Below are 26,366 nucleotides of genomic sequence, written 5' to 3'. Positions count from 1 at the left end.
GCAAGCCTAACTAAGGCTGACCTTACCACCGCGTGGCGGCCGGATATCGCACGAAGCACCCAGAAGGAGTCAGTCGTGTCCGCGAACAGCTTCGACGCCCGCAGCTCGCTGCAGGTGGGCGACGAGTCGTACGAGATCTTCAAGCTCTCCGCCGTCGAGGGTTCCGAGCGGCTGCCGTACAGCCTCAAGGTGCTGCTGGAGAACCTGCTCCGCACGGAGGACGGCGCGAACATCACCGCCGACCACATCCGGGCCCTCGGCGGCTGGGACGAGAACGCCCAGCCGAGCCAGGAGATCCAGTTCACCCCGGCCCGCGTGATCATGCAGGACTTCACCGGTGTGCCGTGCGTGGTCGACCTCGCCACCATGCGTGAGGCCGTCAAGGAGCTGGGCGGCGACCCGGCCAAGATCAACCCGCTGGCCCCGGCCGAGCTGGTCATCGACCACTCGGTCATCGCCGACAAGTTCGGCACCAAGGACGCGTTCACCCAGAACGTCGAGATCGAGTACGGCCGCAACAAGGAGCGCTACCAGTTCCTGCGCTGGGGCCAGACCGCCTTCGACGAGTTCAAGGTCGTCCCGCCGGGCACCGGCATCGTCCACCAGGTGAACATCGAGCACCTGGCCCGCACCATCATGGTCCGCGGCGGCCAGGCGTACCCCGACACCTGCGTCGGCACCGACTCGCACACCACCATGGTCAACGGCCTGGGCGTGCTGGGCTGGGGCGTCGGCGGCATCGAGGCCGAGGCCGCGATGCTCGGCCAGCCGGTCTCCATGCTGATCCCGCGCGTGGTCGGCTTCAAGCTGACCGGCGAGCTGCCGGCCGGCACCACCGCCACCGACCTGGTGCTCACCATCACCGAGATGCTGCGCAAGCACGGTGTGGTCGGCAAGTTCGTCGAGTTCTACGGCGACGGCATCGGCTCCATCCCGCTGGCCAACCGCGCCACCATCGGCAACATGTCGCCGGAGTTCGGCTCGACCTGCGCGATCTTCCCGATCGACGCCGAGACCATCAACTACCTGCGTCTGACCGGCCGCGACGAGCAGCAGCTCGCCCTGGTCGAGGCCTACGCCAAGGAGCAGGGCCTCTGGCACGACCCGTCGGTCGAGCCGGTCTACTCCGAGTACCTGGAGCTGGACGTCTCCACCGTCGTCCCGTCGATCTCCGGCCCGAAGCGCCCGCAGGACCGCGTGATCCTGGCCGAGGCTGCCGAGAAGTTCGCCGAGGCGCTGCCGACCTACTCCGCCGAGGCCTCGAAGCCGACCGCCGTCACGGCCCCCGACGGCTCGACCTACGAGATCGACAACGGCGCGGTCGTGATCGCCTCGATCACCTCCTGCACCAACACCTCCAACCCCTCCGTCATGCTGGGCGCCGCCCTGCTGGCGAAGAAGGCCGTGGAGAAGGGCCTGCACGTCAAGCCCTGGGTCAAGACCACCCTGGCGCCCGGCTCCAAGGTCGTCATGGACTACTACGAGAAGGCCGGCCTGCTCCCGTACATGGAGAAGCTGGGCTTCAACCTGGTCGGCTACGGCTGCGTCACCTGCATCGGCAACTCGGGCCCGCTGCCCGAGGAGGTCTCGGCCGCCGTCAACGAGTCCGACCTCGCGGTCGTCTCGGTGCTCTCCGGCAACCGCAACTTCGAGGGCCGGATCAACCCCGACGTCAAGATGAACTACCTGGCCTCCCCGCCGCTGGTGGTCGCCTACGCCCTCGCCGGCAACATGAACATCGACATCACCAAGGACGCCCTGGGCCAGGACGCCGACGGCAACGACGTCTTCCTCGCCGACATCTGGCCGTCCGAGCAGGAGGTCGCCGACACCGTCGCCGGCTCCATCGACGAGGCCATGTTCGACAAGGGCTACCAGGACGTCTTCGCCGGCGACCACCGCTGGCAGTCGCTCCCGGTCCCGACCGGCAACACCTTCGAGTGGGACGCCGAGTCCACCTACGTCCGCAAGCCCCCGTACTTCGAGGGCATGGCCAAGACCCCGAGCCCGGTGACCGACATCGCCGGCGCCCGCGTCCTGGCCAAGCTGGGCGACTCGGTCACCACCGACCACATCTCCCCGGCCGGCAACATCAAGCCGGGCACCCCGGCGGCGCAGTACCTGACCGCCAACGGTGTGGAGAAGCGCGACTTCAACTCCTACGGTTCCCGTCGTGGCAACCACGAGGTGATGATCCGCGGCACCTTCGCCAACATCCGCCTGCGCAACCAGATCGCGCCGGGCACCGAGGGCGGCTACACCCGCGACTTCACCCAGGCCGACGCGCCGGTGTCGTTCATCTACGACGCCTCGCAGAACTACCAGGCCGCCGGTACCCCGCTGGTCGTCCTGGCCGGCAAGGAGTACGGCTCCGGCTCGTCCCGCGACTGGGCCGCCAAGGGCACCGCGCTGCTCGGCGTCAAGGCCGTCATCGCCGAGTCCTACGAGCGCATCCACCGCTCGAACCTGATCGGCATGGGCGTCCTGCCGCTGCAGTTCCCGGAGGGCGAGAACGCCGACTCCCTCGGCCTGACCGGCGAGGAGACCTTCTCCTTCACCGGCGTGACCGAGCTCAACGAGGGCCGCACCCCGAAGACCGTCAAGGTCAAGGCGGGTGACAAGGAGTTCGACGCGGTCGTCCGCATCGACACCCCCGGTGAGGCGGACTACTACCGCAACGGCGGCATCCTGCAGTACGTGCTGCGCTCGCTGATCGGCTGAGCCGACCTGCACAGCGCCTGAAGGGGCCGGACCGTACCCGCGGTCCGGCCCCTTTCATGGCTCTTGCCCTGCGAATATCGACGTTCGTCCCAATGGTGACGTAGGGCGACGGTATGATCACGGCCGTGAAGATCGTGGCGCAGGTGAAGCTCCTGCCGACGCCCGAGCAGGCGTCGGCGCTGGAGTTCACCCTGCGGACCGTCAACGACGCGGCGAACTGGGTGGCCGGCATCGCATTCGAGCGCGGTGTTCCGCGTGAGTACGAGCTTCGCTAGCACGCCTACCCGGAGCTGAAGTCCCGTGGGTTGGGGGCACAGGCAGCACAGCACACGATCAAGAAGGTCCGGGACGCCTACACCTCGTTGAAGGCGAACATCCAGGCCGGGAACCTCGGCAAGCCGGGATCGAAGCGCCGGACCAAGGCCGAGTCCAATCCCGTCGCCTTCCGACCCGAAGCGGCACAGCCGTTCGATGACCGCTGCAGCGGGGCGTCAGTCATGCGTCCCAGAGCCAGCCTGACGGCAGCTCTCAGATGTGGGAGGCCACGCGCCAGCCAGTCGCGCCCTACTCGCAAGCTCGGACCCTCAGGGCCGGCCAAGTTGACAGAACAGGTCCGGTACGAGACGACGACCGGGGCAGCGCGATCGCCGCCCTCTACCGCGGCCTGCACCGCGACTGACACGCGGAAGGGGGCCCACCGCACCGGTGGGCCCCCTTCACCCGAGGACGGTCAGGCCCGGTCGCAGGCCTGCGCCCGCAGCGCGCGGGCCAGGTCGTCGCGGCGCTCCACCACCAGGCGGCGCAGCGCCGGCGCGGCCTGCGGGTGCCCGTCCAGCCAGGCGTCGGCCTCGGCCAGGGTCTGCTCGCCGGTCTGGGCGCTCGGGAAGAACCCGCTGACGAAGCGCATCGCGATCTCGATGGTCCGGTCGGCCCAGATCTTCTCCAGCAGCTTGAAGTACGGGGCCGCGTAGAGGGCGGTCAGGTCGCGGTGGGCGGGCAGCGCGAAGCCCGCGATCTCGGCCTCGACCAGGGCGTTCGGCAGCTCGTCCGAGTCGACCACGGCCGACCAGGCGGCGGCCTTGGCCTCCGGGGTGGGCCGGGCGGCCAGGCACTGGGTGTACTGGCGCTTGCCGCTCGCGGTGTTGTCGGCGGCCAGCTCGGCGGCCAGCTCCTCGTCGGTGGCCTGGCCGGCGGCGGCCAGGGCCAGCCACAGCGACCAGCGCAGCTCCTGGTCGACGTCCAGGCCGTCGATCCGGGCGCTGCCGGCCAGCAGGCCGCGGACCAGGCCGAGGTGCTCGGCGCCGCCCGCGGTCTGGGCGAGGAAGCGGGCCCAGGCCAGCTGGTGGTCGCTGCCGGGGACGGCGTCGCGCAGCTCGCGCAGGGCGCCGTCGGCGAGCAGCCGGCCGCCCTCGCCGCGCCAGGCCGGGTCGGCGTACAGGTCGACGGCGGTCTTGGCCTGGGCGTGCAGCGACTGCAGCACGCCGATGTTGCCCTCCTGGCCGGCGAAGCGCAGCACCAGGGCGACGTAGTCGCGGGCCGGCATCAGGCCGTCCCGGGTGAGGTTCCAGACGGCGGACCAGGCCAGCGCGCGGGCCAGCTGGTCGTCGATGTCGCCGAGGCCGGTGCGCAGGGTCTCCAGGGAGTCCTCGTCGAAGCGGATCTTGCAGTAGGTCAGGTCGTCGTCGTTGAGCAGGACGAGCGCCGGACGGGGCTTGCCGGCCGCCGCGGTGACGACGGTGCGGGCGCCGGTGACGTCCAGCTCGATCCGGTCGGTGCGCACCAGGGCGCCGTCGGCGTCCCGGTCGTACAGCCCGACCGCGATCCGGTGCGGGCGCAGGACCTCCCCGTCCTGCAGGACGGCCAGTTCGGTGATCCGGCCCTCGGCGTCGCTGGTGACCTGCGGGGTGAGCGCGTTGACGCCGGCGGTCTGCAGCCAGGCGGCGGCCCAGGCCTTGAGGTCGCGGCCGCTGGTCTCCTCCAGGACGTCCAGCAGGTCGGTGAGTTCGGTGTTGCCGAAGGCGTGGCGCTTGAAGTAGCGGCGGGCGCCCTCGAAGAAGGCATCCGAACCGACGTACGCCACCAGCTGCTTGAGGACGGAGGCGCCCTTGGCGTAGGTGATGCCGTCGAAGTTGAGCTTGGCGTCCTCCAGGTCCCGGATGTCCGCGGTGATCGGGTGCGTGGTGGGGAACTGGTCCTGCCGGTAGGCCCAGGCCTTGCGCTGGTTGGCGAAGGTGACCCAGGCGGAGGAGTAGCGGGTGCGGGCGCCGATCAGGCCGTAGGAGCCCATGAAGTCGGCGAAGGACTCCTTCAGCCACAGGTCGTCCCACCAGCGCATGGTGACCAGGTCGCCGAACCACATGTGCGCCATCTCGTGCAGGATGACGTTGGCCCGGCCCTCGTAGGCGGCGTCGGTGACCTTCGAGCGGAAGACGAACTCCTCGCGGAAGGTGACGCAGCCGGGGTTCTCCATGGCACCGATGTTGTACTCGGGCACGAAGGCCTGGTCGTACTTGCCGAAGGGGTACGGGTAGTCGAACTCCTCGTGGAAGAAGTCGAGTCCGAGCTTGGTGATGCCGAGGATCTCGTCCGCGTCGAAGTACGGGGCGAGGGACTTGCGGCACATCGCGGAGAGCGGGATCTCCAGGGTGGTGCCGTCGGCGAGCTCGCGGCTGTAGTGGTCGCGGACGACGTGGTACGGGCCGGTGACGACCGCGGTGAGGTAGGTGGAGATCGGCTTGGTCGGCGCGAACTCCCAGGTGCGGGCGCCGTCCTCGGCGGTGACGGACTCGTGCGGGGCGTTGGACCACACGTCCCAGGCGGCCGGGGCGGTCACCGTGAAGGTGAACGGGGCCTTCAGGTCGGGCTGTTCGAAGGTCGCGAACACCCGGCGGGCGTCGGCCGGCTCGTAGTGGGTGTAGAGGTAGGTCTCGCCGTCCACCGGGTCGACGAAGCGGTGCAGGCCCTCGCCGGTGCGGCTGTAGGCGCAGTCCGCCTCGACGGTCAGCACGTTCTCGGCGGCGAGGCCCTCGACGTGCACCCGGGCGCCGTCGTAGGCGGTGGCCGGGTCGAGGGTGCGCCCGTTGAGGGTGACCGAGCGGACGGCCGGGGCGAGCAGGTCGAGGAAGGTGGCCGCGCCGGGCTCGGAGCAGCGGAAGGAGATCGTGGTGGTGGAGCGGAACGTCGCGGCCTCGCGGTCCGGGGCCGAGGTCACGTCCAGCCGGACCCGGTAGCCGTCCACGGCCAGGATGCTGGCCCGCTGCTGGGCTTCGTCGCGGCTGAGGTTCTTGCCCGGCACGGCGGTACTCCTTTGTCCGGCTCGCACGGTGGTGCGCGTGTGGGTGGTGCGGTCTCGGTGCGCGGTGTCCTCCGTGCACGCGGGACCATCCTGTCACGCCCCGGGCCGCCGGTACCATTGCACAGACCGACGCGTCCGTACCGGAATCAGCGGCGTCCGGCGGGTGTTGGGGCCTGTGGGGGAACCACCCCTGCCCGGATCACCTCACGAAGGACGACACGCAGTGACTGCTGCCGCTGAGCGCAAGACCGCCGACTTCTGGTTCGACCCGGCCTGCCCGTGGGCGTGGATGACCTCCCGCTGGCTGATCGAGGTTCAGCAGCTGCGCCCGGTCGACGTGCGCTGGCACGTGATGAGCCTGTCGGTGCTGAACGAGCACCGGGACCTCCCGGACAACTACCGCGAGCTCCTGAACAACGCCTGGGGCGCGGTGCGGGTGTGCATCGCCGCCGCGGAGAAGCACGGCGAGGAGGTGCTCGGCCGGCTCTACACCGAGCTGGGCGTGCGCTTCCACAACCAGGGCCTGCCGCAGGACCGGGAGACCATAGCAGCCGCCCTGGTGGCCGCGGGCCTGCCCGTCGAGCTGGCCGACGCGGCCGACACGGACATCCACGACGAGGCCCTGCGCGCCTCCCACAAGGAGGGCATCACCCTGGTCGGCGAGGACGTCGGCACCCCGGTGATCGCCGTCGAGGGCGCGGACGGCGAGCGGGTCGCCTTCTTCGGCCCGGTGGTCACCCCCGCCCCGAAGGGCGAGGCCGCGGCCCGGCTGTGGGACGGCACCCTGCTGGTGGCCTCCACCCCCGGCTTCTACGAGATCAAGCGCACCCGGACGGCCGGCCCGTCCTTCGAGTAGCCCCCCGCCGCCGATGACGGCGGCGACGCGAAGGGCCCGGTACCGGCAGCGGTACCGGGCCCTTCGGCGTCCGGGCTCAGCGGGCGGCGGCGTCCCGGCGCTGCTTGAGCAGTCCGGCGCCGATCAGCGCGGCGACCAGCACCCCGGCCGCGTACAACTGCTCCCGGTTGCCCTCGGTGGTGGTCATCAGCGCGAGGATGCCGGCCACGGCGGCCATCGCGACCCACGTCAGGTACGGGTAGCCCCACATCTTCACGGTGAGCAGCTCGGGCGCCTCGCGCTCCAGCCGGCGGCGCATCCGCAGCTGGACCACGCAGATGAACAGCCAGACCACCAGGATCGCCACACCGGTGGTGTTCATCAGCCAGGTGAACACCGTCTCCGGCCAGAACTTGGCGGCCAGCACGGCGCCGAAGCCGAACAGGCAGGAGGCCAGCACGGCCCGGCGCGGCACCCCGCCGCCGATCTTGGCCAGCGCCTTGGGGCCCTGGCCGCGGCCGACCAGCGAGTACGCCATCCGGGAGGCGCCGTAGATGTTGGCGTTCATCGCCGACAGCAGCGCGATCAGCACCACGACCTGCATGATCGCCCCGGCGCCGGGCACGCCGAGGTGGCGCAGCACGGTGACGTACGGACCGTCGGTGACGACCGCCGGGTCCTTCCAGGAGACCAGGGTGACCACCAGGGCCATCGAGCCGATGTAGAAGATCGCGATCCGCCACACCGCGGTGCGCACGGCGTTGGCGACGTTCTTCTTGGGGTCGTCGGACTCGGCGGCGGCGATGGTGACGGTCTCGAGGCCGCCGTACGCGAAGACCGAGGCGAGCAGGCCGACGATCAGTCCGCTGACACCGGTGGGCAGGAAGCCGCCGTGGCCGGTGAGGTTCTCTGCGCCGGGGGCGCCGGGGCCGATCACCCCGGCGATGCCGAGCCCGCCGAGGACCAGGAAGGCGATGATCGCGGCGACCTTGATGGTGGCGAACCAGAACTCGAACTCGCCGAAGTTCTTCACCGCGGTGAGGTTGCTCGCGCAGAAGAAGACCATGAACAGGGCGACCCAGACCCAGGAGGAGACGCCCGGTATCCAGCCGTTGACGATCTTCCCGGCGGCGGTGGCCTCGGCGGCGACGCCGCAGCAGAGCATCACCCAGTACATCCAGCCCGCGGTGATCCCGGCCCAGGGGCCGATCTCCTTCTCGGCGTGCACCGAGAACGAGCCCGAGGCGGGGCGGGCCGCGGACATCTCGCCGAGCATCCGCATGATCAGCATGACCAGCAGGCCGGAGAGCACGAAGGCCAGGATGATCGCCGGGCCGGCTGCCGCGATGCCCGCGCCGGAGCCGACGAAGAGGCCCGCGCCGATCACCCCGCCGAGGGCGATCATCGACAGGTGACGCTGCTTCAGCCCGTGCGAGAGCTGCTGGCTTCCCGGCGCCGACTCGGTGGCGTCGGTGGTCCCGGGCGCCGTGGGCGCGGAGGTGGGGGCCATAGGTGCGGTTCCAGACTGTGCGGTATGCGACATGAGCTGTCCAATATCCGGGGACACCTCCGCCCGTGCCAAGAATGTCCGGCGCGGGCCCACATTGCGGACCGGGCGGTCGCGTCGGGTGTCCGACCCGTCACTGCCGGTCATTTCGGGCCGGAACCGACAACGCCCGAGGGCGGGGCTTTGTCCGAAACCGTGCAGCTCGCGCAGTGGATCACCGCGTAGGTTCACAGGTGTTCACTCACCTGGACCCCACGGAGGATCCCCCGATGGCCACCGCCACCACCCCGATACCGCGCCGCGCCGTCCTCGCCGACCTGCTGCCCGCCGCCTCCACCCGCCTCGGCGGCCAGGTCCGCGACCTGGCCCTGGTGGCCGGCGGCGCCGCGCTGACCGGCGTGGCCGCCCAGCTGTCGGTGAACGTCCCCGGCTCGCCGGTGCCGGTCACCGGCCAGACCTTCGCCGCCCTGCTGGTCGGTACCGCGCTCGGTGCCCGCCGCGGCGCCGCCTCGCTCGCCCTCTACCTGCTCGCCGGCATGGCCGGCCTGCCCTGGTTCGCCGAGGGCACCTCCGGCTGGGCGATGCCCTCGCTCGGCTACGTGCTCGGCTTCGTCCTCGCCGCCGCCCTGACCGGCGCGCTGGCCCGCCGCGGCGCCGACCGCACCCCGGTGAACACCGTCGTCACCATGGCCCTCGGCAGCCTCGCCGTCTACGCGGTCGGCGTCCCGTACCTGGCCCTCTCGCTGCACGTCCCGCTCGCCCGCGCCGCCGAGCTCGGCCTCTACCCGTACCTGGTCGGCGACGCGCTCAAGGCCGCCTTCGCCGCCGGTGCCCTGCCGCTGGCCTGGAAGCTCCTCGGCCGCCGCTGAAGCCCCCGTTGTCGGGCCCGGGCGCACGCGCATGCCACACTCATGGCATGCGCGTGTACCTGGGCTCCGACCATGCCGGATACGAACTGAAGAACCACCTCGTGGAGTGGCTGAAGGGGGCCGGCCACGAGCCGGTCGACTGCGGGCCGCACATCTACGACGCCGAGGACGACTACCCGCCGTTCTGCCTGCGCGCCGCCGAGCGCACCGCCGCCGACTCCGAGGCCCTGGGCATCGTGATCGGCGGCTCGGGCAACGGCGAGGCGATCGCCGCCAACAAGGTCAAGGGCGTCCGGGCCGCGCTGGCCTGGAGCACCCAGACCGCCGAGCTCGGCCGCCAGCACAACAACGCCAACGTGATCTCCATCGGCGGCCGCATGCACACGCCGGAGGAGGCCACCGAGTTCGTCGAGATCTTCCTCAACACCCCCTACAGCGGCGAGCCGCGGCACACCCGCCGGATCGAGATGCTGAGCGAGTACGAGACCACCGGCGAGCTCCCGCCGATCCCGGCCCACCACCCCCAGGGCTGATCCCCCCACCCGTCCTCCCACGGCCGGCCGCGCACTCCCGCGCGGCCGGCCGCCGCCGTCCCGGGCACCCCCGCCGGAGCCGTCCGCCCTGTGGGATCGGCCACAGGACCCGGCGCGCGGACGATCCCGCGCGCGGGGTGCACACGCCACCCGCCCGTTCCGTACATCCAACCGGTGCAGGCCTCCTGACGGCGCGCCCGCAACCGTTCCGATCGGCCGAAAGCCGCTGAGCGCCCCGCGCACCGGCGCACCCGCCCGCGTCCGGGCCGTCGACGCAGGGCCGTGCCCGTGGATAGGGTCGGGCCCCATGGCTGGCAGACCGCCGGGCGCACCGCCCCAGACGACTGCGACGAGGCCCGGCGCCACCCCCGCGTCCGAGCCCGTGACGGCCCGGTTGCGCAAGAGGCTCCGCCGGGTCCGCCGAAGGCTGCGCACGGCCGGTGTGGACTACTTCCGCGGCGGCGCCGCCGACTGGCCGGTGCTCTGCGCGCTCGCCCTGCTCCTCCCCCTGCTGATCCTGCTCAACATCTGGATCCCCGACTGGGCGCCGCCCACCTCCCTGGTCCTGCCGATCCTGGCCGGCGCCCTGCTGCTGCGCCCCGGCAGCCTGGTGGTGCTCTACGCCCTGGCCGCGCTCGGCCTGTCCGCCGAGTCCGTGATCCACACCGGCCAGCGGGTCGCCAGCGACAACCCGGAGGCCTACGTCTACGGCGTCACCCCCGGTGCGGCCCTGGTGGTCGGCGCCGCCGGGGTGGGCGGCCTGCTGCTGGCCCAGTTCCGGGCCCGGGTCGGCGTGCCCTGGTGGGGCGGCTCCACCATGCTCTTCGACCTGCGCGAGCGGCTGCGGGTGCAGAGCCGGGTGCCCGCGCTCCCGGCTGGCTGGCACGCGGACATGGCGCTGCGCCCGGCCGGCGGCCAGTCCTTCTCCGGGGACTTCGTGGTCGCCGCCCGCACCGGCCCCGGCCGGCGCCTGCTGGAGGTGGTGCTCGCGGACGTCTCCGGCAAGGGGATGGACGCCGGCTCCCGCGCGCTGCTGCTCTCCGGTGCCTTCGGCGGCCTGGTCGGCTCGCTGCCCGCGCACGACTTCCTGCCCGCCGCCAACGGGTACCTGCTGCGCCAGTCCTGGGAGGAGGGCTTCGCCACCGCCGTCCACCTGGTGCTGGACCTGGACACCGGCGAGTACGAGCTGCTGTCGGCCGGGCACCTGCCGGGCATGCAGCGCCTCGCGGGCGCCGGCCGCTGGGAGGTCAAGGAGGCCGAGGGACCCCTGCTGGGGATCTACGACGGTGCCAAGTTCGAGGGCGTGCGGGGCCGGCTGAACCGGGGCGACGTCCTGATGCTGTGCACCGACGGCATGGTGGAGGCGCCGGGCCGGGACCTCACCGAGGGCATGGACCGGCTGATGGGGGAGGCCGACCGGCTGGTGCCGGGGGGCGGCACGGGAGCGGGCGCCGGTGCCGCCGCCGCGCTGATCGAGACGGTCGCGCGGGACATCAACGACGACCGCGCGGTGCTGCTGCTCTGGCGCGACTAGCGCCACCGCGTGGCCGGGGTGGGCCGTGCGCGCGGCGCTAGCCCTCGACGGCCCGTCCCACGGGTGGGGCGGCGGCACATGCCGGGGGCAGCAACTGTCAAGCCTGGCAGCTGATCTTCGGCCAAATCGGACGGCCCGTCGGCGGACCGGACCAGCGGCTTCCGTTAACCGCCCCCGACCGTTTCCCGGCCGCTCAGCACGGCCCCGCCGACGATTCGTCAGGACGACTCGGCTATCGTCCCGGTCGGCGGAAACTCGTCCCGCAGCGCAGGATATCGGCGTTGGGCCGACTGTCAGACCTTTACGCAATCGGCACGGTCGACCACACTGAGTCCGGGCGGGACTGTTCAGGATTCGGGGGATAGGGGGCGTCACGTGCGGCACGACAGACAGCGGTCGATCGTGGGCTCCCTCACCGGCGGTGCGTCGGACGGTCCGCGATTCCGCCTCGGGACCGTCGGACATGCCGGGGTCCGGCTTTCGCTGGTGTCGCCGGGTGGTGGCACCCCGCTATGAAAACGAGGAAGTGAGTCCGGGTGGCACTCTCCGTCTCCGCGCTGGTCCTGTTCGCGATCCTGAGCATCATCTTCATCCGCAACAAGCAGATGAAGATCCCGCACGCGATCGTCGCCGCCCTGTTCGGCTTCATGCTGCACGAGACCACGGTCGCGACCTCGATCAACTCCCTGCTGGCCAACCTCGCGCACAGCATCTCCAGCATCACCGGAGGCTGATCAGCCCGGGCCGTCCGCACCCCCGCCCGGGGGTCACCGGCCGGCCCGCCTGGCCTGCCGCCAGCGAGCGAACAAACCCCGGGGCCGCGCCGCCGCCGGGGCCGGAACGCGCATCGGTGCGGGTGCCACGGCACCCGCCGGTGCGGCGGCCTGCTCCGGGTCCTCCCGTTCGGCCGTCAGCAGGACGAACAGCCGCGCCCAGCACAGCCGTTCGCCCCGTGGCCAGTCCAGCGCGCGCAGCGCCGCCGAGGCCGCCTCGGACACCTCGCCGCCCACCCGGACCTCGGCGACGTCGTCCCCCGCCTTCCCGCCCAGGAAGAGCTTCACCCCGACCGGGCCCGGCCCGGACAGCTCCGACCGCAGCGCGGGCGCCAGCGCCGACAGCACCCGGTTCTCGGCGAGCCAGCCCGCCAGGTGCTCGTTGCCGAAGCCGAACACCGCCGCCGGCCCCTGGACCGCGCGCCAGCCCGGGAGTTCGGGCAGGTCCGGGTGGTCGGCGTGCACCCCGCGGCCCTCCGCCAGCTCGACCAGCACCGAGGCGGTGGTGGTCGCCCACATCTTCACCGCGTTGGCGAGCTTCTCCTCCTCGGTCTTGCCGAGGCCGGCCGCGCAGTCCCACACCACCGGCGCGTCCGCCCGGCCGAGCTGCAGCACGAAGCCGAGGTCCACGTGCCCGGCGCCGTCGTCCCCCGGGTGCTCACGCACCGCCACCGCCGTGGTGCCCGGGCCGCGTACGACCTCGCCGTCCAGGCGGAACACCTGGCCCAGCCGCGCCATCTCCCGCACCACGCAGTGCTGTATGACGGCCAGTCGCTCCTGCGGACGCACCGGGACTCCTCCACCTCGGGAGCGCGGCCGCTGAGCTCGCGCTCGAACTGCGCTCGAACGGGCCCGAGGCTATCGGCCCGGCACCCAACCGGGAAACCATCCGGACCGCCCGGCCCTCCGGTCGCGAAAATGTCCTGAATGCCCCACTTTGGGCAGCGGAACCCGAACGACTTCCGCCCGGAGAGCCCGCATGCCCCGCACCACCGACCTGACGACCCCTCCGCCCCCGCTCCGACCGGTCCGGCTCCGGCCGCTGCCGCCCGGCCCGGACGGCTCCGCCCTGGTCGCCGAGATCGAGGCGTACCTCGCCTCGCTGCCCGCCCCCGCACGCACCCCCGCGCCGTACGTCTGCCCGTACGGCAGCACCCCGCGCCCCTGGCAGGCCGGCCACCCGGTGCCCCGCGCCACCCTGCTCGACCGGGCGCTGCGCCGCCCCGCCCGGCCCGTCCCGGTCACCGCGGCCGACCACCTCCGGCTCGCCTCCCGCTACATCGGCGCCCACGGCTGGCTGCAGGGCGCGATGTGGGACGAGGCCGGCCGGGTCTGCCTGCTCGGCGCCCAGGCCGCCGTGCTGGCGCACGGCTACGGCACCCCGGCGACCGTCCGCACCGCGCGGGTCCAGCTGATGGAGGTGCTGCACGGCACCGGCCGCCCGGTGCGTTCCCCGGACGAGTTCAACGACCGCGCCACCACCCGGGAGGGCGACGTCCACCTGCTGCTCGACCGGGCCGCCGCCCGGGCCGCCCGCCTCGGGCTCTGAGTGGCGCGGGGAGTCCCCGGGGCCCCGGGCCGGTGCGGCCCCCGGAAACGCAGCCGGCCCCGGCGCGCTGAATGCGCACCGGGGCCGGGCGGAGAGCGGGCGACGAGAATCGAACTCGCGTGACTAGTTTGGAAGACTAGGGCTCTACCATTGAGCTACGCCCGCATGATCCCCCAGCCGTGACGGCCGGAAGTTCGGGGAACAGCGTACCTGGTCCGGCCGCCCGTGTGCACACCGCATTCCGCACACCCCGTTTCCGCCCCCCGCGCCCGCGCGGGATCCGGCGCCGTCGCGCCCGCGCCCGCGCCCGAATAGGCGGCGAGCCGAACAGGCCCGCCGTGTACGCTTCCTCTCGGCACCACGGGGTGTGGCGCAGTTTGGTAGCGCGTCCGCTTTGGGAGCGGAAGGCCGTCGGTTCGAATCCGGTCACCCCGACAGTGCGGCAGGGTCTCGCCCACCGGGGCGGGGCCCTGTTCTGTTCGGCCGGTACGGTGGCGCCTGGCGTCCGCCTTTCGTGGTACCGGTAGGATGGGGCGCTGGCGGTAGTCCCTGTGGCGTCCACCCAGGTCAACCGCACGAGGGCGAGGAGTCAAGCTCACCGTCCACCCCACGGGAGATGCAGCTCCAACCGCCCATCGCCCGTCTCGTCCGACCCACCCGTACGGCTCCGGCCGGACGGCGGGGACGGGCGGAGACAACCTGACCGCAAGCCCCTAGGAGACCTAACCGTGAAGAGCGCCGTCGAGACTCTGAACCCGACCCGGGTTCGACTCACCGTCGAGGTGCCCTTCGAGGAGCTCAAGCCCAGCCTCGACGCGGCGTACAAGAAGATCAACCAGCAGGTCACGGTTCCGGGCTTCCGCAAGGGCAAGATCCCGGCTCGCGTCATCGACCAGCGCTTCGGCCGTGGTGCCGTGCTGGAGGAGGCCGTCAACGACGCCCTGCCGCGCTTCTACACGCAGGCCGTCGACGAGGGCAAGATCGAGGTCCTCGGCCAGCCCGACATCACCAACATCGAGGGTGTCGAGACGATCGCCGACGGTGGTGACCTGAAGTTCACCGCCGAGGTCGACGTTCGTCCCGAGGTCACCCTGCCGGAGTTCTCCTCCATCGAGGTGACGGTCGACCCGATCGCCGTCTCCGACGAGGACATCGAGAAGTCCCTGGAGCAGCTGCGCGAGCGCTTCTCCTCGGTCAAGGACGTCGAGCGCGCCGCCGCCGCCGGTGACATCGTGGTCGTCGACCTCGTCGCCAAGGTCGACGGCGAGGTGCCGGACGACGGCACCGCCACCGGCGTCAGCTACGAGATCGGCTCGGGCCGCCTGATCGACGGCATCGACGAGGCCGTCATCGGCCTGTCCGCCGGCGAGGAGAAGACCTTCGAGACCGAGCTCAAGGGTGGCACCCAGGCGGGCAAGACCTCCGAGGTCACCGTCACCGTCACCGCCGTCCAGGAGAAGGAGCTGCCCGAGCTGGACGACGAGTTCGCCCAGCTGGCCAGCGAGTTCGACACCCTGGAGGAGCTGCGCGGCGACTCCCGCAAGCGCCTGGAGCGCATGAAGGAGTACGACCAGGCCACCCAGGCCCAGGAGAAGGTGCTGGACGCCCTGCTCACGCTGGTCGAGATCGAGTACCCGGAGAAGCTCCTCAAGGACGAGATCGAGACCCGCAAGCACAACGTCGAGCACCACCAGCTGGAGCCGATGGGCCTGAACATCGACACCTACCTGGAGACCCAGGGCAAGTCCCGCGAGGAGTGGGACGCGGAGATCGAGGAGCAGGCGAAGAAGGGCATCAAGACCCAGTTCGTCCTGGACCAGATCGTCGCCAACGAGGAGCTGGGTGTTAACCAGGAGGAGCTGACCGAGCACCTCATCCGCCGCGCCGCCGGCTCGGGTCTCACCCCCGACCAGTTCGCGCAGCAGGTCGTCCAGGGCGGCCAGGTGCCGATGCTGGTCGGCGAGGTCGCCCGCGGCAAGGCGCTGGCCACCGTGGTCGAGGCCGCCAAGGTCGTCGACACCGAGGGCAACGAGATCAACTTCGACGACGAGGACGAGACGGGCGAGACCGTCGAGGCCGCCGCCGAGGAGACCTCCGAGGAGAAGACCGAGGCCTGAGCCCCGGCAGCCCCCTGAGGCACGCAGCGGGCCCGGACGCCGTCATGGTGTCCGGGCCCGCTGTCTTCCCGCCCGCGGGACGCCACGACCCTGCGCTCACAGCGAACAGTTCTGCGTGAGGGATTCTGCGGCCGGGCGTGCGCGTTAGGGTCCTTGGACAGCAACAATCACGACGTGATACCCGGAAGCTGTGCGACATCGTGAGAGCCGCGGAACGGCCCTCCAAATCGACTGAGCAGGTGGCTAAGTGACGTTCCCGCAGATGCAGATGCCTGGCCCGATGGCGCCGCACGCCGCCGCTGGTGACGTGCTCGGCGGCCTTGGCGACCAGGTCTACAACCGGCTGCTCAACGAGCGGATCATCTTCCTCGGCCAGCAGGTCGACGACGACATCGCCAACAAGATCACCGCCCAGCTGCTGCTGCTGGCCGCGGACCCGGAAAAGGACATCTTCCTCTACATCAACTCCCCGGGCGGCTCGATCTCGGCCGGCATGGCGATCTACGACACCATGCAGTACATCAAGAACGACGTCGTCACCATCGCGATGGGCATGGCCGCCTCGATGGGCCAGTTCCTGCTGACCGCCGGTGCCAAGGGCAAGCGCTTCTCGCTGCCGAACGCCAACATCCTCATGCACCAGCCCTCCGCGGGCCTCGGCGGCTCCGCCACCGACATCCGCATCCAGGCCGAGCAGCTGCTCCGCACCAAGAAGCGGATGTCCGAGCTGATCGCGTTCCACAGCGGCCAGTCCTTCGAGCAGATCACCCGGGACTCCGACCGCGACCGCTGGTTCACGCCGGAGGAGGCCCTGGAGTACGGCCTGATCGACGCGATCATGCACAGCGCCGCGGACGTTCCCGGCGGCGGCGGCACGGGCGCCTGAGCCTCGGCCCGGCCAACGAGACCACTGCCCCAACGCCCCGGAGGACAAGAATCCCCATGAACATCCCCAGCCTGTCGGCCGCCCAGGCCCGCGTCGAGGACATGCGCGCCGAGGGCCGCTACATCGTCCCGCGCTTCGTCGAGCGCACCACGCAGGGCATCCGCGAGTACGACCCGTACGCCAAGCTGTTCGAGGAGCGCATCATCTTCCTCGGCTCGCAGGTCGACGACGTCTCGGCGAACGACATCATGGCGCAGCTGCTGTGCCTGGAGTCGATGGACCCGGACCGCGAGATCCAGATGTACATCAACTCGCCCGGCGGCTCGTTCACGGCGCTGACGGCCATCTACGACACGATGCAGTACGTGAAGCCGGACATCACCACGGTCTGCATGGGCCAGGCGGCCTCCGCCGCGGCAGTGCTGCTCGCCGCCGGCACCCCCGGCAAGCGGATGGCGCTGCCGAACGCCCGGATCCTGATCCACCAGCCGTACACCGAGACCGGCCGCGGTCAGGTGTCCGACCTGGAGATCCAGGCCAAGGAGATCTTCCGGATGCGCGAGCAGCTGGAGGAGATGCTCTCCAAGCACTCCAACAAGTCGGTGGAGCAGGTGCGCGAGGACATCGAGCGCGACAAGATCCTCACCGCCGAGGAGGCCGCGGAGTACGGCCTGATCGACCAGATCATCTCCACCCGCAAGACCTCGCTGACCTCCTGAGGTCGGCTCCCTCCGCGCCCCGAGGGGCGGGAGGGCCCCGTCGGGGCGGGACGCGCACCCCTGGTGCGCGTCCCGCCCCAACCCATCGGCGGGCCCGTGCCACGGCATCTGTTCGGTATCAATTCGCCCAGGGCGTAGGGCAGACCTGGCGAAGAGGACGGAATCAAGGGCCCGGCAGAGTACCGTCGGATAGCGAGACCGAGCGCCGTCGGCGTTGGCGGTCCACAGCACCAGGCCCCGGAACCCCTGCGGGGCCCCTGGCGAAGGGGAAGCACCTCGTGGCACGCATCGGAGACGGTGGCGACCTGCTCAAGTGCTCGTTCTGCGGCAAGTCGCAGAAGCAGGTGAAGAAGCTGATCGCCGGCCCAGGCGTGTACATCTGCGACGAGTGCATCGACCTGTGCAACGAGATCATCGAGGAGGAACTCGCCGAGACCTCCGAGGTGCGCTTCGAGGAGCTCCCGAAGCCCCGCGAGATCTACGAGTTCCTGGACCAGTACGTGGTCGGCCAGGACCTCGCCAAGAAGGCGCTGTCGGTAGCCGTCTACAACCACTACAAGCGCGTCCAGGCCGGCGAGGCGGGCCGCAGCGGCGGCAACGGCCGCGAGGACGCCATCGAGCTGGCCAAGTCCAACATCCTGCTGCTGGGCCCCACCGGCTCCGGCAAGACGCTGCTGGCGCAGACCCTGGCCCGGATGCTCAACGTGCCGTTCGCGATCGCGGACGCCACCGCGCTGACCGAGGCCGGCTACGTCGGCGAGGACGTCGAGAACATCCTGCTCAAGCTGATCCAGGCGGCCGACTACGACGTCAAGAAGGCCGAGACCGGGATCATCTACATCGACGAGATCGACAAGGTCGCGCGCAAGAGCGAGAACCCGTCGATCACCCGGGACGTCTCCGGCGAGGGCGTGCAGCAGGCCCTGCTGAAGATCCTGGAGGGCACCACCGCCTCGGTGCCGCCGCAGGGCGGGCGCAAGCACCCGCACCAGGAGTTCATCCAGATCGACACCACCAACGTGCTGTTCATCGTCGGCGGTGCGTTCGCCGGCCTGGAGCGGATCATCGAGGGCCGCGCGGGTGCCAAGGGCATCGGCTTCGGCGCCAACATCCGCTCCAAGCGGGAGTCGGACGCCAGCGACCACTTCCGCCAGGTGATGCCCGAGGACCTGGTGAAGTTCGGCATGATCCCCGAGTTCATCGGCCGCCTGCCGGTGATCACCAGCGTCCACAACCTGGACCGCGAGGCGCTGCTTCAGATCCTCACCGAGCCGCGCAACGCGCTGGTCAAGCAGTACCGCAAGCTCTTCGAACTCGACGGCGTGGAGCTGGAGTTCTCCCGGGACGCGCTGGAGGCAATCGCCGACCAGGCGATCCTGCGCGGCACCGGCGCGCGCGGGCTGCGGGCCATCATGGAGGAGGTGCTGATGTCCGTGATGTACGAGGTCCCCTCGCGCCAGGACGTCGCCCGCGTGGTGGTCACCGGGGACGTGGTCTCCAAGCACGCCATCCCCACCCTCGTCCCGCGCGACATGATCAAGCGCGAGCGCCGCGAGAAGAGCGCCTGACCCGAGGCCGTCACACGAAGGGGCCCCGCACCGGATCCGGTGCGGGGCCCCTTCGCGTGGCGGCGTGGCGGCGGACGCTACTTGGCGACCTTCATGGCGTCGCGGATCGCCCGGGTCTTGTCGGCGGCCTGGGAGGGGGTGAGGGCCGAGCCGCCGGTGCCCCCGGTCGCGCTGAGGCTGACCTTGGTGAAGGTCACGCGGGCGTAGGTCGACTTGTCCGCCCAGATGCAGACCGCGGACTGGGTCTTGCCGGCCAGCAGCGAGTAGACGCCGCAGGCCAGCCGGCCCGAGGAGCTGTGGCTGTCCTGTGCCGGGAAGTCGGCCAGCGGCGTGGTCCAGGTGAGGCCGGTGCCGCCCTTCTTGGAGTCCTCGATGATCTGGTCGGGGTCGTTGATGGTCCCGTACAGGCCGGCCACCGAGAGGCCGTCCGTCGCGTCGCCGCCCTTGCTGTAGCTGGCGACCACGACGGTGAGGTCGCTGCCGTACTTGCCGGCGTCCTTCGCGTCGGGCTTGGACGGGTCGACCGCCTCCTCCTTGGCCGACTTCTGGGTGTAGCCGTCCGGGAGGCTCTGCGGGGTGGAGATCTTGTAGCTGCCGCCCGAGTCGCTGCCGCCGAGGAACTTCCACGCGGCGAAGCCGCCGCCGCCCAGCACCAGGGCGCCGATCACCAGGCCGATCACGAGGCCGCCCTTGCCCTTCGACGGCGGGGCCGCCGGGTAGCCCGGCTGGCCGTACGGGGCCTGCTGTGGTGCGCCGTACGGCTGCTGCGGCGCGCCGTAGGGCTGCTGCTGCGGGTAGCCGTACTGGGGCTGCGGGGCGCCGTACGGCTGCTGCGGCGGCTGGCCGTACGGCGGCTGGCCCCCGTAAGGCTGCGGCTGTCCCTGCGGATACTGCTGTCCCTGGCCGTACATCTGCGTCTGTGCTCCCCCGCCGCACCCGCGGCCTGTCTCGGTGTGGAGTCGTTCCGTGCACGTCCGGTCAACCGGACGAGTGCCCGGGCACGCTACCGCACGGTGCCGGACGCGGGCCCGTTCGGGCGTGGCGCGTCCGCGGACCGAAAGCGGTTCGTAACCCGCCCCCCCGGTTACGTAAACTGTGCGTCGTGACCGACACGACGAACCAGCGCCCCGTGAGCACCTCCGCCGGGGACGAAGCAGCAACCCTCCCGACGACCTACACCCCCGCGGACGTAGAGGGCGAGCTGTACGAGCGCTGGGTGGAGCGTGGGTACTTCAGCGCCGACGCGAAGAGTGACAAGCCGCCGTTCACCATCGTCATCCCCCCGCCGAACGTCACCGGCAGCCTGCACCTGGGCCACGCCTTCGAGCACACGCTGATCGACGCCCTGGTCCGCCGCAAGCGCATGCAGGGCTACGAGGCGCTGTGGCAGCCCGGCATGGACCACGCCGGCATCGCCACCCAGAACGTGGTCGAGCGCGAGCTCGCCAAGGAGGGCAAGTCCCGCCACGACCTGGGCCGCGAGGCCTTCGTCGAGCGCGTCTGGAAGTGGAAGGCGGAGTCCGGCGGCCAGATCTCCGGCCAGATGCGGCGCCTGGGCGACGGCGTCGACTGGTCCCGTGAGCGCTTCACGATGGACGAGGGCCTGTCCCAGGCCGTCCAGACCATCTTCAAGAAGCTCTTCGACGACGAGCTGATCTACCGCGCCGAGCGCATCATCAACTGGTGCCCGCGCTGCCTGACCGCCATCTCCGACATCGAGGTGGAGTACCAGGACGACGACGGCGAGCTGGTCTCGATCCGCTACGGCGAGGGCGAGAACTCCATCGTCGTCGCCACCACGCGCGCCGAGACGATGCTGGGTGACACCGCGGTCGCCGTCCACCCGGAGGACGAGCGCTACAAGCACCTGGTCGGCACCGAGATCGAGCTGCCGCTGACCGGCCGTCGGATCCCGATCGTCGCCGACGCCCACGTCGACCCGGAGTTCGGCACCGGCGCCGTCAAGGTGACGCCCGCGCACGACCCGAACGACTTCGAGATCGGCCAGCGCCACGGCCTGCCGAACATCGCGGTCATGGACGAGCACGCCGTCATCACCGCGCACGGCCCCTTCCTCGGACTGGACCGCCTGGAGGCCCGCTCGGCGATCGTCGCCGCGCTGCGCGCCGAGGGCCGGATCGTCGCCGAGAAGCGCCCGTACGTCCACTCGGTGGGCCACTGCTCGCGTTGCAAGACCACCATCGAGCCGCGGCTGTCCATGCAGTGGTGGGTCAAGGTCGGCCCGCTGGCCGAGGCCGCCGGCGACGCGGTCCGCGACGGCAAGGTCAAGATCCACCCGCAGGAGATGGAGAAGCGGTACTTCGACTGGGTCGACAACCTGCACGACTGGTGCATCTCGCGCCAGCTGTGGTGGGGCCACCGCATCCCGGTCTGGTACGGCCCGAACGGCGAGGTCGTCTGCGTCGGCCCCGACGAGCAGCCGCCCACCGGCGAGGGCTGGCACCAGGACACCGACGTCCTGGACACCTGGTTCTCCTCCGGCCTCTGGCCGTTCTCCACGCTCGGCTGGCCGGAGCAGACCGACAGCCTCGCGAAGTTCTACCCGAACTCCGTCCTGGTCACCGGCTACGACATCCTGTTCTTCTGGGTCGCCCGGATGATGATGTTCGGCCTCTACGCGATGGACGGCACCCCGCCGTTCCACACCATCGCGCTGCACGGCATGGTCCGTGACCAGAACGGCAAGAAGATGTCGAAGTCCTTCGGCAACGTCGTCAACCCGCTGGACTGGATGGACAAGTACGGCTCCGACGCGCTGCGCTTCACGCTGGCGCGCGGTGCCAACCCGGGCGTCGACGTGCCGATCGGCGAGGACTGGGTCCAGGCGGCCCGCAACTTCGCCAACAAGATCTGGAACGCCACCCGCTTCGCGCTGATGAACGGCGCCACCGTCGAGGGCCCGCTGCCCGCGCCGGAGGAGCTGACCGCGGCCGACCGCTGGATCCTGTCGCGCCTCAACAGCACCGTCGCCGAGGTGGACGGGCTGTACGAGGACTACCAGTTCTCCAAGCTCTCCGAGGCGCTGTACCACTTCGCCTGGGACGAGGTCTTCGACTGGTATGTCGAGCTCTCCAAGACCACCCTGGCCAAGGGCGGCCCGCAGGCCGACGCCGCGCGCCGGGTGCTCGGCGAGGTCCTGGACGTCACGCTGCGCCTGCTGCACCCGATCGTGCCGTTCGTCACCGAGACCCTGTGGACCACGCTGACCGGCGCCGAGTCCGTGGTCATCGCGGACTGGCCGAAGGACAGCGGCTTCCGCGACGCCGCGGCCGAGGCGGAGATCGCCACGCTGCAGCAGGTCGTCACCGAGGTCCGCCGGTTCCGCACGGACCAGGGCCTCAAGCCGGGCCAGCGCGTCCCGGCCCGGCTGGAGCTGGCCGGCACCGCGCTGGCCGCCCACGAGGACGCGATCCGCTCGCTGCTGCGGCTGACCGCGCCCGAGGAGGGCTTCTCGGCCACCGCCTCGCTGCCGGTGGCCGGTGCCACCGTGGCGCTGGACCTCTCCGGCACCATCGATGTCGCGGCGGAGCGCAAGCGCCTCGCCAAGGACCTCGCGGCCGCCGAGAAGGAGAAGGCCCAGACCACCGCCAAGCTCGGCAACGAGGCGTTCCTCGCCAAGGCGCCGGACGAGGTGGTCGCCAAGATCAAGGGCCGCCAGGAGGCCGCGGACGCGGACATCGCCCGGATCACCGCCCAGCTCGCGGCGCTGCCGCAGGGCTGAGCCCGTACCGGCCCGGGAGGGGCCGCACTCCGCGACGCGCGGGGTGCGGCCCCTCGGCGTTTCGCGGGTTCCGCGGGTTCCGCGTCCGGCGCCGCGTCGGGGGCCGCTTTCATTACGCCTAATAGCGCAGCAACATTGCTCCCTTCCGGCGAATATTCATCCTGGACCGGGTGAGGTCCTATTCCGAGCGAATTGATTCCGGTCTTGCCCGCGCGCGTTCGCGGAAGTTTGCAGGTCGGATGTGTACGGTGTGCACGGAGTTTCCGAAGGGCGTTTCTGCTGAGCGTTCCTGCGGGGTGTTCCCGATGGGGCGACGACGGGAGGGCACGGCGTGGTGGTGACCGAGGAGTTGGCCGACGAACTGCCTGCCGAGGTGGTCGAGGAGGCCAAGGCCAGGGCGGCGACCCTGTTGCTCGCCTTTCGGCACGGCAACCAGCTCGCGTTCGACCACGAGCTCGAAATGCTGCTCGCGGAACAGTCCGAGCGCGAGGTGACCACCCTGCTCGCCTGGATCGCCGCCGAGGCCGTCCGCAAGGCCTACGCCCCCGAGGTGGGCGACCGGGTGCTGCGGTCGATGGCCCGGCGTGCTCCGGCCGACACCGGCGCGGTCGCGGTGGACGAGGAGAGCGCCGACGCCGCCCGGCTGATCGAGGCGGTGGCGGCCGGCGAGGTGGCCGAGGTTCGCGGGCTGGTCGCCTCGACGGCCGACACCACCTTCCTGCTGGGCGGTCTGCTGCAGGGCGTGGCGATGATGCTGCCGCTGCTGCCCGAGGGCGAACTCGCCGAGATCACCTCCGAGTTGCGCCGCCGGCACGGCGCCGCCGCCCTCGTTCCGGAGGCCCGGGCCGGGGTCTGACCCGGCGGTGCGGCCGGGGTGCCGACGGTGCACGCGGGCCTGGATCGGGTCAAGTCCCCTTTGCTGACGGAGACTTGACCCGATCCAGGCCGTCGGTGCCTCAGGCCGCCAGCAGCGCCGCCTCGGCCGCGGTGGACCCGGCGGCCCCGGCGAGCGCGGCGGTCAGCGCGGCGATCCGGGCGGAGGCCAGGCCGTCGCCGTACGGACTCGGGGTGGCCGCGAGCCGGGCGAGGCGCTCGGGGGTGTCGCGGAGCCAGGCGCGGGCCAGCTCGCCCAGTTCCTCACCGGGCTGCACCAGTGCGGCGAATCCGGCCGCCACCGCCTCCGGGCGCTCGGTGGAGCGGCGCACCACCAGCAACGGCCGGCCGAGCACGGTGCACTCCTCCTGCACGCCGCCGGAGTCGGAGACCAGCAGCGCCGCGTGGCTCGCCAGGCCCAGGAAGTCGCCGTAGCCGACCGGGCCGGTGACGGCCAGGCGCTCCAGCAGGCCGTCCAGGCCGAAGCGCTCGACGGCGGCGCGGGTGCGCGGGTGCATTGGGAACAGCACCGGGGTGCCGGCCCGGGCGATCCGGTCCAGCTCGGCGAGCACGGCGCCGAGCGCCTCGGCGGTGTCGGTGTTCTCCGGGCGGTGCACGGTGGCCAGCACGTACCCGTCCGGGCGCAGCCCGTGCGCGGCGAGCAGCGCGGCGCGGGCGGCGCTGTCCGGCAGCCGGCGGCGGACCACCTCGACGACGGTGTTTCCGGTGAGCTCGATCCGGTCCTCGGCCAGGGACTCGGCGCGCAGGTTGGCCACGTTGTCGTCGGTGGCGGCGCAGAGCAGGTCGGAGACGTGGTCGACCATCACCCGGTTGTGCTCCTCGGGCATCGCCCGGTCGAAGCTGCGCAGCCCGGCCTCGACGTGGACCAGCGGGATCTCCCGGGCGTTGGCGGCCAGCGCCCCGGCGAGGGTGGCGTTGGTGTCGCCCTGGACGACCACGGCGGCGGGGCGGTTCTCGGCGAAGGCGGCGTCCAGCTGGCCCAGGGACCGGGCGATCTGGCCGGCCCGGGGGCGGCCGCCGACGCCGGTGAGCAGCTCGGGCCGGGGCAGGCCCAGGTCGCGCAGGAACCGGCCGGACATCGCCTCGTCCCAGTGCTGGCCGGTGTGCACCAGCCGGGTGGCGTCGCCGAGTTCGTGGATCAGCGGGGCGAGCTTGACCAGCTCGGGGCGGGTCCCGAGGACGACGGCGACGCTGGACGGGGGCAGGCACGTGCTCATGCGGGGGCTCCGGGGGCGTGGGGAGGAAAGCGCGGGGGAGGGGCGGCTCAGGATTCGAGCGCGGTGGGGGCGCCGACGGCGACCTTCTCGGCGTTGCGGCGGGTCTTGGCCCAGCCGTTGCGGCCGAGCAGCAGCCGGACGGCGGCCCGGGCGGCGACCACGAAGAGGTGGTAGGCGTAGAGCCACACCAGGACGCCCCAGAGGAGTCCGGTGAGCCGGCTGCGGTCGGGGTGGACGGCCTTGCGGTAGGCGAGGCCCCAGAACACCATCGGCAGGGTGGCGAGCACGAAGACCAGCAGCATCCACGGGCCGAACCTGAGCTGGAAGTCGGCGGTCTCGGCGGGGAAGAGCACCAGTCCGGCGGCGGTGATCCCGAGCGAGAGCGGGAACAGCAGCACCAGCAGCACGCAGACCACGGGCTGCAGGAAGGTGTACATCACCTCGGCCTTGCCGGCCCGGGTGTAGTGCGGGGAGCGCAGGACCCGGCCGGTGTAGCGCAGGCACTGCATGTTGCCCTGGGCCCAGCGGGTGCGCTGGGTGAGGAAGCGGCGCGGCGAGACCAGGCCCTCCTGGGAGACCTGGGTCTCGGTGACGTGGGTGAGCCGCCAGCCGGCCAGGCGCAGGTCGAGGCCGGACTCGTAGTCCTCCAGCAGTGCGCGCTCGGGCCACGGGCGCCCGGCCCGGCCCTCCTCGGCGGTCAGCGAGTCGAGGGCGGTGAGCCGGACGAACTGGCCGTTGCCGCCGAGGCCGACGCTGCCGGTGCGGCGGCGCAGCAGCTGCATGCCGGCGTTGTTGGCCTGGAACTCGACGTCCTGCATCCGCACGAGCGCGCGGGCGAGGGCGTTGGCGGTGCGGCCGCGGCCGGGCAGCGGGCGTTCGTCGTCGGCGTTGCGCATCCGGACGCCGATCTGGACGGCGCCGGTGTCGGGGCGGCCGAGGGCCTTGTCGTTGCAGACCTGGGCGAGGGTGCCCGGGTCGAGCTGCCCGTCGGCGTCGACCACGCCGATCACCACGCGGGAGCGGTCGGTGTCCGCGGGGAGCCAGGCGGAGATCTCCCGGTAGGCGGCGTTGAGGGCGGCGCCCTTGCCGATCCGGGCGTGCGGGCGGCGACGCTGGACGAGGTGGACGCGCGGGTCGCGGGCGGCCGCGGCGAGCACGAGTTCGCGGGTGGCGTCCTCGCTGTCGTCGTCGATCACCCACAGGTGGGCCTCGGGCGCACTGGCCCGCAGGCCGTCCAGGGTCTGGGTGACCACGGCCTCCTCGTCGCGGCAGGGGATCACCAGGTGCCACCGGAAGGCGGCGGGGTCGCCGGGCTCGGCGGGCCGGTTGCGCAGGTACGCGTGGCGGGAGCCGGCCCAGTACACGAGGAAGCGTCCGAAGACGAGCGCCATGTAGCCCACGAGGGCCAGGGAGATCAGTCCGGCGACCCGGACGACGGCGTCCTGGCGAAGCGTGATCCAGTCGTGCAGGGCGTCGGGCATGGCGCAGTGCTCCTCGTGATCAAAGGTTGGCGGCTCCTATCGGCTGCGAATCGATGCTTCATTGCGGGTCGAACTCGCTAAATAGATAGTAAAGGGATCAAACTGGAAGCGGCAGGCAAAGCCGGG

Annotated in this window: 19 protein-coding genes, 2 tRNA genes and 1 pseudogene; 15 read left to right on the top strand and 7 right to left on the bottom strand. The window is 71.5% G+C overall.

What is annotated here, in order from left to right; all coding sequences use genetic code 11:
• Positions 1-75: 75 nt before the first annotated feature.
• Together acnA and ABTY56_RS26125 are read left to right on the top strand one after the other, a co-directional pair.
• Positions 76-2,721: an aconitate hydratase AcnA gene (gene acnA, locus ABTY56_RS26130; protein WP_350631611.1), complete on the top strand. Its 2,646-nt coding sequence runs from the start codon at positions 76-78 to the stop codon at positions 2,719-2,721.
• 113 nt (positions 2,722-2,834) lie between these two features.
• A pseudogene (locus ABTY56_RS26125) lies at positions 2,835-3,203 on the top strand (RNA-guided endonuclease TnpB family protein); the annotation flags it as partial.
• 248 nt (positions 3,204-3,451) lie between these two features.
• On the opposite strand, the gene pepN reads toward ABTY56_RS26125, so the two are convergent.
• Complete coding sequence (pepN, locus tag ABTY56_RS26120; RefSeq protein WP_350631610.1) at positions 3,452-6,016, bottom strand: aminopeptidase N; 2,565 nt, start codon at positions 6,014-6,016, stop codon at positions 3,452-3,454.
• Between the two features lie 223 nt (positions 6,017-6,239).
• On the opposite strand from pepN, the gene ABTY56_RS26115 reads away from it, so the two are divergent.
• The gene (locus ABTY56_RS26115) at positions 6,240-6,872 is read left to right on the top strand and encodes a mycothiol-dependent nitroreductase Rv2466c family protein (protein WP_350631608.1); all 633 of its coding nucleotides are present in this window, start codon (positions 6,240-6,242) and stop codon (positions 6,870-6,872) included.
• 76 nt (positions 6,873-6,948) lie between these two features.
• On the opposite strand, the gene ABTY56_RS26110 is transcribed toward ABTY56_RS26115, so the two are convergent.
• Positions 6,949-8,361, bottom strand: coding sequence for an amino acid permease (locus tag ABTY56_RS26110; protein WP_350631607.1), 1,413 nt, complete (start codon positions 8,359-8,361; stop codon positions 6,949-6,951).
• Between the two features lie 266 nt (positions 8,362-8,627).
• Between ABTY56_RS26110 and ABTY56_RS26105 the strand changes: the two genes are divergently transcribed.
• From ABTY56_RS26105 to ABTY56_RS26090, 4 genes are all read left to right on the top strand, one after another.
• Complete coding sequence (locus tag ABTY56_RS26105) at positions 8,628-9,227, top strand: biotin transporter BioY (protein ID WP_350631605.1); 600 nt, start codon at positions 8,628-8,630, stop codon at positions 9,225-9,227.
• A gap of 47 nt (positions 9,228-9,274) precedes the next feature.
• Entirely contained in the window at positions 9,275-9,760 is a 486-nt protein-coding gene (locus ABTY56_RS26100; RefSeq protein ID WP_350631604.1) for a ribose-5-phosphate isomerase, read from the top strand.
• A 307-nt stretch (positions 9,761-10,067) separates the two neighbouring features.
• Positions 10,068-11,294: a PP2C family protein-serine/threonine phosphatase gene (locus ABTY56_RS26095; protein WP_350631603.1), complete on the top strand. Its 1,227-nt coding sequence runs from the start codon at positions 10,068-10,070 to the stop codon at positions 11,292-11,294.
• 536 nt (positions 11,295-11,830) lie between these two features.
• The gene (locus ABTY56_RS26090) at positions 11,831-12,028 is read left to right on the top strand and encodes a hypothetical protein (RefSeq protein WP_030058274.1); all 198 of its coding nucleotides are present in this window, start codon (positions 11,831-11,833) and stop codon (positions 12,026-12,028) included.
• 33 nt (positions 12,029-12,061) lie between these two features.
• Here the strand turns inward: ABTY56_RS26090 and ABTY56_RS26085 are convergent, their stop codons facing one another.
• Positions 12,062-12,856, bottom strand: a complete 795-nt coding sequence (locus ABTY56_RS26085) for a DUF6348 family protein (RefSeq protein ID WP_350631602.1) — start codon at positions 12,854-12,856, stop codon at positions 12,062-12,064.
• A gap of 190 nt (positions 12,857-13,046) precedes the next feature.
• On the opposite strand from ABTY56_RS26085, the gene ABTY56_RS26080 reads away from it, so the two are divergent.
• The gene (locus tag ABTY56_RS26080) at positions 13,047-13,616 is read left to right on the top strand and encodes a DUF6197 family protein (RefSeq protein ID WP_350631600.1); all 570 of its coding nucleotides are present in this window, start codon (positions 13,047-13,049) and stop codon (positions 13,614-13,616) included.
• A 94-nt stretch (positions 13,617-13,710) separates the two neighbouring features.
• On the opposite strand, the gene ABTY56_RS26075 is transcribed toward ABTY56_RS26080, so the two are convergent.
• Positions 13,711-13,781, bottom strand: a tRNA-Gly gene (locus tag ABTY56_RS26075).
• 196 nt (positions 13,782-13,977) lie between these two features.
• Between ABTY56_RS26075 and ABTY56_RS26070 the strand changes: the two genes are divergently transcribed.
• From ABTY56_RS26070 to clpX, 5 genes are all read left to right on the top strand, one after another.
• A tRNA-Pro gene (locus tag ABTY56_RS26070) sits at positions 13,978-14,051 on the top strand.
• Positions 14,052-14,344: 293 nt separating this feature from the next.
• Positions 14,345-15,733, top strand: coding sequence for a trigger factor (tig, locus tag ABTY56_RS26065; protein WP_350631599.1), 1,389 nt, complete (start codon positions 14,345-14,347; stop codon positions 15,731-15,733).
• 268 nt (positions 15,734-16,001) lie between these two features.
• The gene (locus ABTY56_RS26060) at positions 16,002-16,619 is read left to right on the top strand and encodes an ATP-dependent Clp protease proteolytic subunit (RefSeq protein WP_046386806.1); all 618 of its coding nucleotides are present in this window, start codon (positions 16,002-16,004) and stop codon (positions 16,617-16,619) included.
• A 56-nt stretch (positions 16,620-16,675) separates the two neighbouring features.
• Positions 16,676-17,338 (top strand): ATP-dependent Clp protease proteolytic subunit, encoded by a 663-nt coding sequence (locus tag ABTY56_RS26055; RefSeq protein ID WP_218204740.1) that lies wholly within the window; start codon positions 16,676-16,678, stop codon positions 17,336-17,338.
• Positions 17,339-17,616: 278 nt separating this feature from the next.
• Entirely contained in the window at positions 17,617-18,906 is a 1,290-nt protein-coding gene (gene clpX, locus ABTY56_RS26050; protein WP_045696864.1) for an ATP-dependent Clp protease ATP-binding subunit ClpX, read from the top strand.
• A 77-nt stretch (positions 18,907-18,983) separates the two neighbouring features.
• Here clpX and ABTY56_RS26045 read toward each other — a convergent pair whose 3' ends face one another.
• Positions 18,984-19,817, bottom strand: a complete 834-nt coding sequence (locus ABTY56_RS26045) for a flagellar basal body-associated FliL family protein (RefSeq protein ID WP_350631598.1) — start codon at positions 19,815-19,817, stop codon at positions 18,984-18,986.
• Positions 19,818-20,035: 218 nt separating this feature from the next.
• Between ABTY56_RS26045 and ABTY56_RS26040 the strand changes: the two genes are divergently transcribed.
• Together ABTY56_RS26040 and ABTY56_RS26035 are read left to right on the top strand one after the other, a co-directional pair.
• The gene (locus ABTY56_RS26040) at positions 20,036-22,648 is read left to right on the top strand and encodes a valine--tRNA ligase (RefSeq protein ID WP_350631635.1); all 2,613 of its coding nucleotides are present in this window, start codon (positions 20,036-20,038) and stop codon (positions 22,646-22,648) included.
• Between the two features lie 331 nt (positions 22,649-22,979).
• A complete protein-coding gene (locus ABTY56_RS26035) occupies positions 22,980-23,504 on the top strand; it encodes a hypothetical protein (RefSeq protein WP_350631597.1) in 525 nt (174 codons plus the stop codon).
• 100 nt (positions 23,505-23,604) lie between these two features.
• Here ABTY56_RS26035 and wecB read toward each other — a convergent pair whose 3' ends face one another.
• Positions 23,605-24,759 carry a non-hydrolyzing UDP-N-acetylglucosamine 2-epimerase gene (wecB, locus tag ABTY56_RS26030; protein ID WP_350631596.1) on the bottom strand — a complete coding sequence of 385 codons (1,155 nt, stop codon included), beginning with the start codon at positions 24,757-24,759 and terminating at the stop codon, positions 23,605-23,607.
• Between the two features lie 47 nt (positions 24,760-24,806).
• A complete protein-coding gene (locus ABTY56_RS26025; RefSeq protein ID WP_502893187.1) occupies positions 24,807-26,150 on the bottom strand; it encodes an XrtP-associated glycosyltransferase in 1,344 nt (447 codons plus the stop codon).
• Positions 26,151-26,366: the final 216 nt, after the last annotated feature.

This window comes from Kitasatospora sp. NPDC097691, from assembly GCF_040302665.1.
In the GTDB taxonomy this organism is placed as follows: Bacteria; Actinomycetota; Actinomycetes; order Streptomycetales; family Streptomycetaceae; genus Kitasatospora.
Note: the sequence above shows the minus strand (reverse complement) of the source record. Positions and strands in the feature narration are given on the sequence as shown.